This is a genomic window from Shewanella loihica PV-4, assembly GCF_000016065.1.
GTDB lineage: Bacteria > Pseudomonadota > Gammaproteobacteria > Enterobacterales > Shewanellaceae > Shewanella > Shewanella loihica.
The window spans coordinates 302,093-316,528 of the sequence record NC_009092.1; the positions used below are offsets into that span (position 1 = coordinate 302,093).

Sequence of the window (14,436 nt, forward strand, 5' to 3'; positions counted from 1 at the left end):
ATGTCTCTTAGTCCCCATCCCTGGGGAGCGCTTGGCCGTTGCAGGCCTGTCTGAGCTTTAGGTTAGGTTTAAAATGAGTCTACTAGATAACATGTTGATTATTTTGCTGTTAATCGGCACCAGTTGTTTTTTCTCCATGTCGGAGATCGCCCTGGCGGCGGCACGTAAGATCCGTCTGCGTCAGCTGGCCGACGAGGGAGATCCTCGCGCGGAAAGGGTGTTGCAGCTGCAGGCCCATCCCGGCAGCTTCTTTACCGTGGTGCAGATAGGGCTAAACGCGGTGGCGATCATGGGCGGTATCGTCGGTGAGTCGGCCTTTACCCCTTATATCAGGGCGGGGCTAGAGTCCTGGGTGGCCGATCCCTGGCTCAGCCAGCTCAGCTTTGTGTTGTCATTCATCATAGTGACCAGCCTGTTTATTCTGATCGCCGACCTGATGCCTAAGCGAGCGGCCATGGCGATGCCCGAGCGGGTGGCGCTGGTGCTGGTGGGGCCCATGACCTTCTGCATCCGCCTGTTGACGCCCCTGGTTTGGGTGTTCAACGGTCTGGCCAATGCCATCTTTCGTCTATTGCAGATCCCCACGGCCCGTAACGACCAGGTGACCTCTGACGACATCTATGCGGTGATGGATGCCGGCGCCGAGGCGGGCGTGCTGGATAAGGATGAGCAGCAGATGATCGAGAACGTGTTCGAGATGCAGACGGTACCTGTCACCGCGGCCATGACGGCGCGGGAGAGTCTGGTCTACTTCCTGCTGCAGGACGATGAGGAGGTGATCAAACGTAAGATCGCCGAGGATCCCCATACCAAGTTTTTGGTGTGTGACGGCCAACTGGACACCATCAAGGGGGTCGTCGATGCCAAGGAGTTGTTGATTCGGGTGATCAATGGCCAGAGCATCACCCTCAAGGACAGCACCTTGGTACACAACTGTCTGATCATCCCAGACAGCCTGAGCCTGTCGGAGTCGATGGAATATTTTAAGAATCACAGGGCCGACTTTGCCGTGGTGATGAACGAATATGCCCTGGTGGTCGGCATAGTGACCACCAATGATCTGCAGAGCGCCGTGATGGGCGCCTGGTCACTCCATGAGAGCGAGGAGCAGATCATCGCCCGGGATAAGGATTCCTGGCTGGTGGATGGCGTGACGCCCATAACTGACGTGATGCGCGCCTTCGGTATCGAGGCCTTCCCCCAGAGTCAGAACTACGAGACCATCGCCGGCTTCATGATGTTCATGCTGCGTAAGATCCCCAAGCGTACCGATTTTGTGAATTTCGGTGGCTACAAGTTTGAGGTGGTGGATATCGATGCCTATAAGGTGGACCAGCTGTTGGTCACGCGCATCCCCGCCGAGGCGACGCCGCCCCTAGTGGCGGCAGTCGAACAATAATAAGCCGTGTGACAGCGGCTAGACAGTCTCAGGGGCTGAACTGCCCCAGAGGCGCAGGCATGTCGGTCACCTGTGAGAAGGTCTCATAGTCACTGTTATTCTGTTTACTGCGATACATGGCGATGTCGGCATGCTTCATCAGGGTCTTTCTGTCGTCGCCATCTTGGGGGTAGAGGGCTATGCCTATGCTGATGCCGACGGCGAGCAGATGACCCTCGCAGTGGATATCCTCTATCACTGCCTTTTGGATCTGCTTAGCCAGACGCTGCGCCTGGCCAAGCTCGCTCTTGGGCAAGAGCACGGCAAACTCATCGCCGCCCAATCGCACCGGTAGCGCCTGGGGCGGCATGATGCGCTCGATACGGTAGGCGATGATCTCCAGCACCTTGTCACCGGCATCATGGCCCAGGTTGTCATTGATCATCTTGAAGTCGTTGAGATCCATCATGATGAAGCCGAAGGGAGAACCATTCTCCTTGATCAGCCGCTCCATGGTCTCATACAGCATGTGGCGGTTGGGTAGATCGGTCAACGAATCGTGATAGGCCTGGTAATGTTTATCTTCTAGCGTGTCTTGCAGCTTGACTATGGTCTTCATGCTCATCTTGACCACCAACCAGACGAAGGCGCCGCCGGCGGAAAACACCAGAGACACCACGGTTTCCAGCGGGCCTGTTTCCCGGTTGAGTAGCATCCACAGAAATCCCAAGTAGCCGAAAATAAACATGCCAATCATAAATAGCAGCAGGTGCCAGCCTTGGGTCTGTGGCGGTTTCAGCTGGCAGATCTGATAGGTAGGAATGAGTGATGCGAGCAGTCCCATCAAACCGATCAATACGATAAAAATGGCAAAGGCGGTCATGTCTCCCCCTTTCGGCGCATTGGCGTTGAGTGTGTCATTCCTTGGCATGGACGTGTCGACTTAGTTTTGGAGTAAAGGTCACGTCGGGTTCGCCAACTGCTTGAAAGTCTTGTGGCTGAGATGTCGGTATTAAGTATAGGCTAAGTTGGCTACAAGGTAGGTGGCCGCTCGGCTTATCTCATCGCCTACGCAATAAATTTAGTGCTATTGGTTTGGCACTGTAGGCGTGACTCAATAGGTTTGGCTCAATAGGTTTGACTCAGTAGCTGCAGGTGATGCTCGAGCAGGGGGCGTAACTTGCCCTGTTTGTTGAGGCTGTCGACCTTGGCATCGAACAGCTGCTTGATGGTCTCTTTGTGGGGCGAGTTCTTCGAGATCAGCATATAGAAGGGTTCTGGCTTGGCGTTGGGGGCTGTGATGCCGGCAAGCCTGGTGTAGAAGTCTTCCATCTTGTTGATGGCCAAGGTGCCGCTGAGTGTCTCCTTGCGGGCGAGGAAGAACTGGCAGCGCTTCTTGGTGAGCATCTCGGGCAGGTGAGCCAGGCTGCGGATCTGAAACAGGTGAAAGTCGGGCTTAAGGCCGAAGTTTTCATAGTTGAAGTTCTTGATGCCGCACACGCTGCCGTAGTGGTTGAGCTCTTCGAGGCGCTGCACCTCTACCCCCTTGGGAAAGTCTGACTTGAGATAGTAGTAGCTGGGGGTCAGATAATAGTAGGGGGTGGAGATCAGATAGTCGCGACGGCGCTCGCTGTTGAGCGACGCGCTCATGGCCGCATCGACCGTGCCCTGTTTGACCTCTTTCAGGCAACGATTCCAGGGCAGGGCAATCACTTTATGGCTCAGCACGCTCTGACCGAAGGCAAGGTTGAGTATGTCGATGTCGTAGCCTATGCTGCGGGGCTCCACGCTCTGGTTACGGTCGAAATAGTTAAAGGGAGGAAACTCGGTGTTTTCGACGCATATGGTGACAGAGGCCGTGGCCAGGGCGGGAAGGGCCGAGAATAACAAGGCGAAGCCACAGCATAAGCCAGTGACCAAGCGTCCCCATGACACCATAGCTAACCTCTTGAAAATTCTTCGATGAAATCAGTATAGCAGAGGCCTGCTTTAAGCAAGTTTTTTGCTAATTGACCGCATTGAGTTCTTTGACGAAGGCGGCGATCACCGGCTCATCTTCACGGCTTTTCTTGCTGCAACAGCCCAGCTCGAAGGGGGGGATGGCGACCGGCGAGCTCAGCTGCTGGATCCTGTCTTTCACCGGGCTGTTTTGAATCACCACCTCGGGCGTGATGCTCACCCCACAGCCCAGTGCCACCATGGAGGCTATTGCCTCCTGCCCCGAGACCTGGGCGTAGACATTGGCACTGAGCCCTAACTGCTTGAACCAATTCTCGATTCTTAGTCGTCCCGGGCCATGTTCCGGCAGGATGAAGGGCAGGCGATCCCAAGGAATATAGGGCTCGGTCAGCAGCTCCTGCACCGCGCATTTGAAGGTAGGGGCGATGATCACCAGGGGCACATTGTCTATCTTGATGAAATGCAAGGACTCGGGCAGGGACTCGGGCTTGGCGGCGATGCTGATGTCGGCGCGGTTCTGCCGCACCATCTCTACCGCATTGGCGGCGTCCCCCGTGGTGAGGGCGATCTCCACCAGGGGATGTTCGTTACGAAAGCGATCCAGCAGCGCCGGCAGATGACTATAGGCGGCGGTGACCGAACAGTAGATGTTGAGGCGGCCGCGCAGCAGATCCTGTTTGGGATCCAGCCTGTGTTTCAGCTTGCTCCAGTTATCCAGAGTCTGCTCGGCAAAGTGACGATACTCCACCCCTGCATTGGTGAGGGTCACACTGCGATTGTCGCGCTCGAACAGCTTGGCACCGACCTCTTCCTCCAGGCGCTGCATGGCGCGGCTCAGGGTAGAGGGGCTGACATGCATCTGCTGGGCGGTGCGGGCAAAGTGCAGGCTGTTGCTCAGATGCAGATAGAGTTTGATGGTACGAATATCCATGGTGGCGCCTTACTTTTTTAGCTTGATTCGAGAGTGAAATCGGCCCTTACATTATTGCAAAAAATGCAATGTGACGTTTCGAATATATCATTTTAAGCAATAAAAGACATGGGCTATAGTTGATCTCATTCACAGCTTGGCCAAGGCGGTTGAGCCCATTTTCAACGGTTTCGTTTAAAGGTAGGGAATCTGATGGCTAATTACTTTAACTCTCTGAATTTACGCCAACAATTAGAGCAGCTTGGTCAGTGTCGTTTTATGGACCGCAGCGAATTTAGTCAAGGCTGTGACTATATCAAGGGCTGGAATATCGTCATCCTGGGCTGTGGCGCCCAAGGCCTTAACCAGGGCCTCAACATGCGCGATTCGGGCCTGAATATCTCCTTTGCCCTGCGCGAGCAGGCGATTGCCGAGCAGCGTCCTTCCTACCAGAAAGCCACTGGCAACGGTTTCCGTGTCGGCACCTTCGAAGAGCTGATTCCTGATGCGGATCTGGTGCTTAACCTGACCCCAGACAAGCAACACACGGATGCAGTTAATGCCGTGATGCCACTGATGAAGCAGGGCGCGGTACTCTCTTACTCTCACGGATTCAACATAGTGGAAGAGGGAATGCAGGTGCGTCCCGACATCACAGTCATCATGGTGGCACCTAAGTGCCCGGGTACCGAGGTGCGCGAAGAGTACAAGCGTGGTTTCGGTGTACCTACCCTGATCGCCGTGCACCCTGAAAACGATCCTAAGGGCGATGGCCTGGAAGTGGCCAAGGCCTATGCCAGCGCTACCGGTGGCGATCGCGCCGGCGTGCTGCACTCCTCTTTCATCGCCGAGGTGAAGTCAGACTTAATGGGCGAGCAGACCATCTTGTGTGGCATGCTGCAAACCGGTGCCATTCTGGGCTATGAGAAGATGGTGGCCGACGGTATCGAGCCAGGCTACGCCGCCAAGCTTATCCAGCAAGGTTGGGAGACTACCACAGAGGCGCTTAAGCATGGTGGTATCACTCACATGATGGATCGTCTCTCAAACCCTGCCAAGATCAAGGCATTCGAGATGGCTGAGGAGCTCAAAGCGATTCTGCAGCCACTGTTTGAGAAGCACATGGACGACATCATCAGCGGTGAGTTCTCTAAGACCATGATGGAAGATTGGGCCAACGACGATGCCAACTTGCTGAAATGGCGCGCCGAGACCAACGAAACTGGCTTCGAGAATGCCCCTGCATGTGATGAGGCGATCGACGAGCAGACCTACTTCGATAAGGGGATCTTCCTGGTCGCCATGATCAAGGCGGGTGTGGAACTGGCCTTCGATACCATGGTTTCAGCCGGTATCGTCGAAGAGTCGGCCTACTATGAGTCGCTGCATGAGACACCGCTTATCGCCAACACCATCGCCCGTAAGCGTCTTTACGAGATGAACGTGGTGATCTCTGATACCGCCGAATATGGCTGTTATTTGTTTAACCATGCGGCCGTGCCATTGCTGCGTGACTATGTGAATCAGATGTCTCCCGAATACCTGGGCGGCGGCCTGAAAGACAGTGGCAACGGCGTCGACAACCTGCGTCTGATCGAGGTGAACGATGCTATCCGCCATACCGCGGTTGAGTACATAGGCGCCGAGCTTCGCGGTTACATGACCGAGATGAAGCGCATCGTAGAAGAAGCTTAATTATCAATACATTAATCCACGGTTTTTTAGTGGTTGGGCCGAGTCCTCTCAGTTTCGAATTGTCGGACCTGGGTCGGCCCAAGAGTCAAACCCGAGAGTCACATGAGTAGGGAAATATCTGGTCTTGATTGGCTTGCTAGCGCTGCCCGAGACGCCTGTGAACAGGCTTTTTACAGATAGTCGCAGGTTTTGGTTGTGTTATTCGTTGGCTTTGTGGTATTGATTAAAAGGTCGGCTAAATTGAGTCGACCGAGATACAGAATTTAAGCAAACAAAGATTAGGAAACAGAAAGACACCATGTTTAACCAAGCTGCCCTCCTCATTATTGAGATTATTACCGTAGTGATTATTAAATCACAGCGGGGGCATCGCATGGCGCGTCGACACACCTAATCAGGTCAAGATTGCAACAAGAACCCCCGCTCCGAAAGGACCGGGGGTTTTTTGTTTTTAGCACTCATGACTTGCTTAACCCAGAAAAACACTTAATTACGCAGGATAGGGCAGATGGAACAAGGGCAGAAGATCAGAGGCGCAGACGCCGTCATCAAGGCATTGGCCGCGCACGGCGTGACCACGGTATTTGGTTATCCAGGTGGCGCCATCATGCCCATCTACGATGCCCTGGTCGGTGCGCCGGTTGAACATCTGCTCAGTCGTCATGAACAGGGCGCCGCCTTCGCCGCCGTAGGGTATGCAAGAGCCAGCGGCAAGACGGGGGTCTGCTTCGCCACCTCGGGCCCAGGAGCGACCAATCTGGTGACCGTCTTGGCCGATGCCCTGCTCGATTCTGTGCCTCTGGTTGCCATCACGGGTCAGGTGTCTACCGCGGTGATCGGTACAGACGCGTTTCAGGAGATCGACGTGCTGGGCATGTCGCTCTCCTGCACCAAACACAGCTTCATGGTGACAGATGTCGAGGAGCTAGTGCCTACCCTGTACCGCGCCTTCGAAATCGCCGCCTCCGGCCGTCCCGGCCCTGTGCTGGTGGACATACCCAAAGATATCCAGATCGCCCTGCTGGACTACAAGGCGCCGCTCCAGGCGATACAACCCGAACCCCAAGTGGACCCTAGCCTGCTCGAGTCTGCTAAGAATCTGATTGCCCAGGCACAGCGCCCCATGCTCTACGTGGGCGGCGGTGTCGGCATGGCGGGCGCGGTCGAGCAGCTGCGCGACTTCATCAATCAGAGCGGCATGCCCTCGGTCGCGACCCTCAAAGGGCTTGGCAGCATAGCCCATGACCATCCGGGTTATCTGGGAATGCTGGGCATGCACGGCGGTAAGGCGGCCAACCTGGCGGTGCAGGAGTGCGACCTGCTGCTGGTGGTCGGCGCCCGTTTCGACGACAGGGTTACCGGCCGTCTGGCCAGCTTCGCCGAGCATGCCAAGGTGGTGCATCTGGATATCGATATCGCCGAGCTGGGTAAGCTTAGACGCCCGGATGTCGCCATCGCCGGGGATCTGCGTGAGATCTTGCCTGCGTTGGCGCAGCCGCTGGAGATCGCCCCCTGGCTGGCCGAGGTGGCCAGATTGAAAGCCCAGCATGCCTGGAGCTACGACAGACCCGGTGAACTGATCTTCGCGCCTAAGCTACTCAACCGTCTGGCGGCTAAATTGCCTGAGGACAGCGTGGTGGCCTGCGACGTGGGTCAGCATCAGATGTGGGTAGCCCAGCATATGTGGTTCAGACGCCCGGAAGATCACCTCTCAAGCGCAGGTCTGGGCACCATGGGGTTTGGTCTGCCGGCGGCGATCGGCGCCAAGGTGGCCAGACCCGACGCCTGTGTGGTGGCCGTCTCAGGCGATGGTTCTTTCATGATGAATGTGCAGGAACTGACCACCATCAAGCGACGTCAGATCCCGCTCAAGATCCTGCTGATCGATAACCAGAAGCTGGGGATGGTGAAGCAGTGGCAACAACTGTTTTTTGAAGAACGTTTCAGCGAGACCGACCTTTCCGATAACCCGGACTTTGTCACTATGGCCTCGGCCTTCGACATCCCGGGACGCACTATCACTCAGGCGGGTGAGGTGGAGTCGGCGCTCGACGAGATGCTCGATGCAAAGGGGCCTTTCTTACTGCACGTAAGAATCGACGAGGCCCACAACGTTTGGCCTTTGGTGCCGCCCGGCGCCAGTAACCGCGACATGATGGATGAGATGGAGAAGCAGACATGATCTATAACCTAGCCTTAACCTTAGCCCAGCAACCCGAGGTGATAGAACGTGTCCTGCGAGTCACACGTCACCGTGGATTTAAGGTCACAGAGATGGATATGCACCTGGGTGACAATGGTACCACCCGGCTCGGCATGGTGGTGGAGAGCGAGCGCGCGCTCGAGCTTCTGAGCCATCAGCTGAACAAACTGATCGATGTCACCGAGTGCGAGGTCCTTTCGGCCAAGCCCGCCGCGACAAGATACCCCCAACACGCAAGCGCCTAAGACGCGAAACAGACAGGTGAGAGAAGATGGCCGCAAAAACAGCAGAGTTGATTTGGTTTAATGGAGAGATCATGCCTTGGGGGGATGCCAAGGTACACGTGATGTCGCACGCCTTGCATTACGGCACCTCGGTGTTCGAGGGGATCCGCGTCTACGACACGCCACAGGGACCGGCGGGATTTCGCCTAACCGACCATGTGCAGCGCCTGTATGACTCGGCCAAGATCTATCGCATGCCAGTGCCCTATAGTTTCGATGAGACCATGCAGGCCTGCCGCGACATAGTAAAGAGTAATAAACTCGACGCCGCCTACATTCGTCCCCTGGTGTTTTTCGGCGACGTAGGCATGGGGATCACCCCACCTAAGGATGCGAAGTGCGATCTCATGGTGGCCGCCTTCCCTTGGGGGGCTTACCTGGGTGAGGGCAGCATGGAGCGCGGCGTCGATGTGGCCGTGACCTCCTGGAACCGTCTGGCACCGAATACCATACCTACCGGCGCCAAGGCGGGCGGTAACTATCTCTCCTCGCTGCAGATCTCTACCGAGGCCAAGCGTAACGGCTTCGATGAGGGGATCGCGCTGGATGTCAACGGCCTGGTAAGCGAAGGTGCCGGTGCCAACCTGTTTGTGGTCAAAAAGAACAAGCTCTATACCCCGCCAGCTACGGCCGCCATCCTGCTGGGGATCACCCGAGATACCATCATTACCCTGGCGAGAGACCTGGGGTATGAGGTGGTCGAAGAGCCTATGTCGCGCGAGTTTCTCTATTTGGCAGACGAGATCTTTATGACAGGAACCGCCGCCGAGATAGTGCCGGTGCGCAGCGTCGATCGTATCGAGGTGGGCGCCGGTGGCCGCGGCCCAGTAACCCAGGCCTTGCAGGCAAGCTTCTTTGGCCTGTTTAATGGTGAGACCCAGGATAAGTGGGGTTGGTTAGAGCTGCTTTAACCTCCCGGCTGCAAGTTTTAAGATAAGATTAAAACCTCGGCGGTGGATTTGCCGTCGAGGTTCCAATTTAGCTCAGGTGGCCAGGCCGCCAACGCAACAGAAGGAAAGTGTCATGGCAAAACTACGTTCAGCTACCAGTACTCAAGGGCGCAACATGGCCGGGGCGCGCGCCCTCTGGCGGGCGACCGGGGTAAAAGACAGCGATTTTGGTAAGCCGATTGTCGCCATTGCCAACTCCTTTACCCAGTTTGTGCCGGGTCACGTGCATCTTAAGGATATGGGCTCGCTGGTGGCTGGTGCCATCGAAGAGGCGGGCGGTATCGCCAAAGAATTCAATACTATCGCCGTGGATGATGGCATCGCAATGGGCCACGGCGGCATGCTCTACTCTCTGCCATCGCGTGAGCTGATCGCCGACAGCGTCGAGTATATGGTCAACGCCCACTGCGCCGACGCCCTGGTGTGTATCTCCAACTGTGACAAGATCACCCCAGGCATGCTGATGGCGGCGCTCAGACTCAACATCCCCGTGGTGTTTGTCTCCGGCGGCCCCATGGAGGCGGGTAAGACTAAGCTATCGGACAAGCTGATAAAACTGGATCTGGTGGATGCCATGGTGGCCGCGGCCGATGATCGCGTCTCGGACGAAGACAGCGAGAAGATAGAGCGTAGCGCCTGCCCAACTTGTGGCTCCTGCTCGGGCATGTTTACCGCCAACTCGATGAACTGCCTGACCGAGGCCTTAGGCTTGTCGCTGCCGGGCAATGGCTCGCTGCTGGCGACCCACAGTGATCGCCGCGAACTCTTCTTAGAGGCCGGTCGCCGGGTGATGGCGCTGGCTAATCGCTACTACCGCGATGATGACGAGTCGGCGCTGCCACGCAATATCGCCAGCTTCAAGGCGTTCGAGAACGCCATGGCACTGGATATCGCCATGGGCGGCTCGTCTAATACCGTATTGCACCTTTTGGCTGCGGCTCAGGAGGCCAAGGTGGACTTCACCATGGCCGATATCGACCGCCTGTCCCGTCAGGTGCCGCACCTGTGTAAGGTGGCGCCGTCGACCCCTAAATATCATATGGAAGATGTGCACCGCGCCGGTGGCGTGATGGGCATCTTAGGTGAGCTGGACAGAGCCGGCCTGCTGCATACGGATGTCAGCCATGTGGCCGGCGAGAACCTCAAGGCGGTGCTGGTCCAGTATGACTTGGTTCAGACCCAGGATGAGGCGGTACAGCAGTTCTATGCCGCCGGTCCTGCCGGCATTCCCACCACCAAGGCCTTCAGCCAGAGCTGTCGCTGGCCGAGCCTGGATGTGGATCGCCAAGAGGGCTGTATCCGCACCCGCGAATTTGCCTTCAGTCAGGAGGGCGGCCTGGCGGTACTGTCCGGCAACATCGCGGCCGATGGCTGTATCGTCAAGACCGCCGGGGTCGATGAGGCTAACCATACCTTCGTGGGCCATGCCCGCGTGTATGAGAGCCAGGACGACGCCGTGGCCGGCATCTTAGGCGGCGAGGTGGTTGCCGGTGATGTGGTAGTGATCCGTTACGAAGGCCCTAAAGGCGGTCCCGGCATGCAGGAGATGCTCTATCCCACCAGTTACCTGAAATCTAAAGGGCTGGGCACCTCTTGTGCGCTTATCACCGACGGACGCTTCTCCGGTGGCACCTCTGGGCTCTCTATCGGTCATGTGTCACCCGAGGCGGCGGCCGGTGGCACTATCGCATTGGTGGAAACCGGCGATCGTATCGAGATCGATATCCCTGCACGCTCTATCACCCTGGCGGTGAGCGACGAGGTGCTCGAGACTCGTCGCCAAGCCATGCAGGCCCGTGGCAAGCAGGCCTGGAAGCCGGTTAATCGTGAGCGCAGCGTGTCGCTGGCGCTGAAAGCCTATGCCATGCTCGCCACCAGTGCCGATAAGGGCGCGGTGCGCGACGTCAGTAAGCTGGAGGATTAGTATGTTGGCCCTTGCCTCTCAGTCTCAGCTGGATCTCGCCCACTATTATCTGCAGAAGATCTTGCTGTCGTCGGTTTATGATGTTGCCAAGGTGACGCCGCTCTCCAGCCTCAACAAGCTGTCGGCGCGCCTCGGCTGTCAGGTATTTCTCAAGCGTGAAGATATGCAGCCGGTACACTCCTTTAAGCTGCGCGGCGCCTACAACCGTATCGCCGAGCTGAGTCAGGAGGAGTGTCAGCGGGGCGTGGTGTGCGCTTCGGCGGGAAACCATGCTCAGGGGGTCGCCATGTCGGCCTCGGCGCGTGGGGTGAGTGCGGTGATCGTCATGCCCCAGACCACGCCGGATATCAAGGTGGATGCGGTGCGCCGCCTCGGCGGCACTGTGGTGCTATATGGCCAGTCCTTCGACATGGCCAACGAGCATGCTCAGCAGCTTGCCCGCGATGAGGGACGTATCTATGTGGCGCCATTCGACGATGAGGCGGTGATTGCCGGGCAAGGCACGGTCGCCCAGGAGATGCTGCAACAGCAGCGGGATCTCGAGGTGGTGTTCGTGCCCGTGGGCGGCGGCGGCCTGATCGCTGGTATTGCGGCCTACTATAAGGCGGTGATGCCCCAGGTGAAGATCATCGGCGTCGAGCCGGAAGACTCGGCCTGCCTCAAGGCGGCACTGGAAGCCGACGAGCGGGTGGTGCTGTCTCAGGTGGGCTTGTTTGCCGATGGCGTGGCGGTGAAGCAGATAGGCGCCGAGCCCTTCAGGTTGGCCCGCGAGTATGTGGATCAGGTGGTGACCGTCACTTCCGATGAGATCTGCGCCGCGGTCAAAGATATCTTCGAGGATACCCGCGCCATCGCCGAACCGGCGGGGGCGTTGTCACTGGCGGGGCTAAAGAAGTATATCGGTGACGAGGGCAAGGGGCAGAAGGTGGCGGCGATTCTCAGCGGCGCCAATGTCAACTTCCACAGCCTGCGATACGTGTCCGAGCGTTGCGAACTGGGTGAACAGAAGGAGGCGATTCTGGCGGTGAAGGTGCCGGAGCATCCGGGGATCTTCCTGCGCTTCTGTGAGCTGCTGGAAAAGCGCGCCATGACAGAGTTTAATTACCGCTTCTCTAGCCGTGAGAAGGCGGTGGTGTTTGCCGGTATTCGCCTGTCTCATGGCCAAGCTGAGCTGGACGAGATAGTGGCACGGCTCGAGGGCGATGGTTTCGAGGTGCAGGACCTGTCTCACGACGAGACCGCCAAGCTGCACGTGCGCTACATGGTCGGCGGCCTGCCGCCAGAGCCGCTGCAGGAGCGTCTGTTTAGCTTCGAGTTTCCCGAGCATCCTGGCGCCCTGTTTAAGTTTCTCACTACCCTGCGCAGCAAGTGGAACATCAGCCTGTTTCACTACCGCAACCATGGCGCGGCCTACGGGCGGGTGTTGGCCGGTTTCGAGGTGCCCGAGAGCGATAGCGTCGCCTTCCAGCAGTTTCTTACCGAGCTGGGCTTCGTCTATCAAGAAGAGACCCAAAGCCCGGCCTATAAGCTGTTTCTGGATAATCGCGACTAATGTTTTTTGCTTTCGCGAGCAGAGACAAACTTTAACGTTAAAGGGACGCGATGGCGCCTTTTTTTATGTTATCTTGCAACAGATTCAAAGCAATAAGATGCCAGTTATACCAATCACGGTAAGTAAGTGATCAGAAATAGCACAGGAAAAACGGTCGAGAACAAGGCAGAATTTTTCGATAAGTAGTTATTCTACAATCAAAAATAGTAACGCCGTTATCGGACGTTTTAACAAGCTAGCATGATCAGTTATTTACTACGATTGGTTTTATGGCACGCGAATAACTGTTCATCCGTAGGGTGATGATGGGGCGTAAAGCCTTCGTCATCAAATCAAAACGACAGTTAGCCTTAACCCTAACTGCTCAAGCTAAGGCTTGATAGAGGATATGAGATGTTAGCAGCACCCAAAGTTACCCCTTTTAATCCCCCACGCCGAGTCTTGATGGGCCCGGGCCCGTCGGATGTCTATCCCGAGGTTCTGGCGGCGCAGGCAAGGCCGACCATAGGCCACCTGGATCCCCTGTTTGTCGGCATGATGGATGAGCTTAAGTCGCTTATCCAATATGCGTTCCAGACCGAAAATGCCATGACGTTAGCGGTATCAGCCCCAGGCAGCGCTGGCATGGAAACCTGTTTCGTTAACCTGGTGGAGCCAGGCGAGAAGGTGATCGTCTGTCGTAACGGCGTGTTTGGCGAGCGTATGCGCCAGAATGTCGAGCGTGTCGGTGCGACCGCCGTGGTGGTGGACAACGAGTGGGGCACGCCGGTATCACTGAGCGATGTCGAGGCGGCGCTTAAGGCTCATCCCGATGCCAAGTTTCTCGCCTTCGTGCATGCCGAGACCTCAACCGGTGCGCTGTCGGACGCCAAGGGCTTGTGTCAGCTGGCCAAGGCCCACGATTGTCTGTCGATCGTCGATGCGGTGACTTCCCTTGGCGGCGTGGAGCTCAGGGTCGACGAGTGGGGCATAGATGCTATCTATTCGGGCAGCCAGAAGTGTCTCTCCTGTGTGCCGGGCTTGTCACCTGTCTCTTTCTCGCCGGCGGCAGTAGAGAAGCTCAAGGCGCGTAAGACGCCGGTGCAGAGCTGGTTCCTGGATCAGAGCCTGGTCATGGGTTACTGGAGTGGCGATCAGGGCGCGGGCGGTAAGCGCAGCTATCACCATACGGCGCCGGTCAATGCCCTGTATGCCCTGCATGAGTCGCTACGCTTGCTGGCCGAAGAGGGGCTGGAAAATGCCTGGGCCCGTCATCACTCTATGCACGCATTACTGCGTGACGGACTGGAAAATCTGGGGCTTAAGTTTGTGGTCGAGGAGGGCTCGCGTCTGCCACAGCTCAACGCAGTTTATATTCCTGAGGGCGTCGACGATGGCGCCGTGCGTAAGCAACTGCTCGAAAACTATAACCTGGAGATAGGTGCCGGTCTGGGCGCTTTGGCCGGTAAGGCCTGGCGTATCGGCCTGATGGGCTTCGGTGCTCGGCGCGAGAATGTCGCCCTATGCCTAAGAGCGTTAGAGGAAGTGCTGCGTTAAACCAACTGCAAATTTAAAAAAGGGGCTTAGGCCCCTTTTTTGTTG

The 14,436-nt window shown here is 57.0% G+C and carries 11 protein-coding genes; 8 read left to right on the forward strand and 3 right to left on the reverse strand.

Annotated elements, in window-relative coordinates:
• Positions 1 to 73 precede the first annotated feature (73 nt).
• The gene (paeA, locus tag SHEW_RS01470) at positions 74 to 1,399 is read left to right on the forward strand and encodes a polyamine export protein PaeA (RefSeq protein ID WP_011864090.1); all 1,326 of its coding nucleotides are present in this window, start codon (positions 74 to 76) and stop codon (positions 1,397 to 1,399) included.
• Positions 1,400 to 1,427: 28 nt separating this feature from the next.
• On the opposite strand, the gene SHEW_RS01475 is transcribed toward paeA, so the two are convergent.
• From SHEW_RS01475 to ilvY, 3 genes are all read right to left on the reverse strand, one after another.
• Positions 1,428 to 2,309 (reverse strand): diguanylate cyclase domain-containing protein, encoded by an 882-nt coding sequence (locus SHEW_RS01475; RefSeq protein ID WP_011864091.1) that lies wholly within the window; start codon positions 2,307 to 2,309, stop codon positions 1,428 to 1,430.
• Between the two features lie 197 nt (positions 2,310 to 2,506).
• Positions 2,507 to 3,316 (reverse strand): substrate-binding periplasmic protein, encoded by an 810-nt coding sequence (locus SHEW_RS01480; RefSeq protein WP_011864092.1) that lies wholly within the window; start codon positions 3,314 to 3,316, stop codon positions 2,507 to 2,509.
• 67 nt (positions 3,317 to 3,383) lie between these two features.
• Positions 3,384 to 4,268, reverse strand: coding sequence for an HTH-type transcriptional activator IlvY (gene ilvY / locus SHEW_RS01485; RefSeq protein WP_011864093.1), 885 nt, complete (start codon positions 4,266 to 4,268; stop codon positions 3,384 to 3,386).
• 192 nt (positions 4,269 to 4,460) lie between these two features.
• On the opposite strand from ilvY, the gene ilvC reads away from it, so the two are divergent.
• The 7 genes from ilvC to SHEW_RS01520 all read left to right on the forward strand — a co-directional run bounded on the left by ilvC (position 4,461) and on the right by SHEW_RS01520 (position 14,391).
• Entirely contained in the window at positions 4,461 to 5,942 is a 1,482-nt protein-coding gene (gene ilvC / locus SHEW_RS01490) for a ketol-acid reductoisomerase (RefSeq protein ID WP_011864094.1), read from the forward strand.
• Positions 5,943 to 6,450: 508 nt separating this feature from the next.
• Positions 6,451 to 8,124: an acetolactate synthase 2 catalytic subunit gene (gene ilvG, locus SHEW_RS01495; protein WP_011864095.1), complete on the forward strand. Its 1,674-nt coding sequence runs from the start codon at positions 6,451 to 6,453 to the stop codon at positions 8,122 to 8,124.
• On the forward strand, positions 8,121 to 8,390 hold the full coding sequence (ilvM, locus tag SHEW_RS01500) for an acetolactate synthase 2 small subunit (protein WP_011864096.1): 270 nt from the start codon (positions 8,121 to 8,123) through the stop codon (positions 8,388 to 8,390). The genes ilvG and ilvM overlap by 4 nt, the downstream gene beginning before the upstream one ends.
• A 26-nt stretch (positions 8,391 to 8,416) precedes the next feature.
• Positions 8,417 to 9,340 (forward strand): branched-chain amino acid transaminase, encoded by a 924-nt coding sequence (locus SHEW_RS01505; RefSeq protein WP_011864097.1) that lies wholly within the window; start codon positions 8,417 to 8,419, stop codon positions 9,338 to 9,340.
• Positions 9,341 to 9,452: 112 nt separating this feature from the next.
• A complete protein-coding gene (gene ilvD / locus SHEW_RS01510) occupies positions 9,453 to 11,303 on the forward strand; it encodes a dihydroxy-acid dehydratase (protein ID WP_011864098.1) in 1,851 nt (616 codons plus the stop codon).
• A 1-nt stretch (position 11,304) separates the two neighbouring features.
• The gene (gene ilvA, locus SHEW_RS01515) at positions 11,305 to 12,855 is read left to right on the forward strand and encodes a threonine ammonia-lyase, biosynthetic (RefSeq protein WP_011864099.1); all 1,551 of its coding nucleotides are present in this window, start codon (positions 11,305 to 11,307) and stop codon (positions 12,853 to 12,855) included.
• 393 nt (positions 12,856 to 13,248) lie between these two features.
• A complete protein-coding gene (locus SHEW_RS01520; RefSeq protein ID WP_011864100.1) occupies positions 13,249 to 14,391 on the forward strand; it encodes a pyridoxal-phosphate-dependent aminotransferase family protein in 1,143 nt (380 codons plus the stop codon).
• Positions 14,392 to 14,436: the final 45 nt, after the last annotated feature.